Origin of the sequence: Tsukamurella conjunctivitidis, from assembly GCF_007858475.1 — a bacterium.
Taxonomy (GTDB): domain Bacteria; phylum Actinomycetota; class Actinomycetes; order Mycobacteriales; family Mycobacteriaceae; genus Tsukamurella; species Tsukamurella conjunctivitidis.
Genome location: NZ_VIGX01000298.1, coordinates 1 through 524 on the forward strand (window position 1 = coordinate 1; position 524 = coordinate 524).

Here is a 524-nt window from a genome sequence, read left to right on the forward strand (position 1 = left end):
GGCAGTCCCTTGCGGCTGCCTGGCATGAGGGATTCGAGCCGACCCGCGAGGATGTGGAGAACCTGACCGACCGCGCCCGGGGTGCCATCGACGCTGCGGAGTACCGCCGCCGAGCGCACGAGGCTGCGCGTCGAGTCGCTGGACTGGTTCCTGTCGGCAGGTGACATGGCCTGGCGCTATGACGGTTGGGAGTCGTACTTCTACCCGGAGACGTTCAATCCGGCAACGGGAGACGGCACTCTGCGCAACCTCTATGACGAGCGCGATCCGAGGGTGCTGGCCCGGCGGGAGTACACCGAGACCGCTGAGCGACAGCGTGAGCTGATCGCTGGCGAGGTCAGGATCGCGCGCACATACGACGCCGAGCACGTGCGCTCCATCCATCGTCATCTGTTCCAGGATGTGTACGAGTGGGCGGGGGAGTACCGCACGGTTGGCATGAGCAAGGAGTGGCCGCCGCAACTCGGGCGCGGCTACACCGACTTCTTGGCCGTGGATCGCATCGGCGGATACCTCGACGCTGT

Annotated in this window: 1 protein-coding gene and 1 pseudogene; both read left to right on the forward strand. The window is 66.2% G+C overall.

Annotated elements, in window-relative coordinates; genetic code table 11:
* Positions 1-53: 53 nt before the first annotated feature.
* Positions 54-164, forward strand: a complete 111-nt coding sequence (locus FK530_RS26220) for a hypothetical protein (protein ID WP_231706813.1) — start codon at positions 54-56, stop codon at positions 162-164.
* Between the two features lies 1 nt (position 165).
* Positions 166-524, forward strand: a pseudogene (locus tag FK530_RS25475) (Fic family protein); the annotation flags it as partial.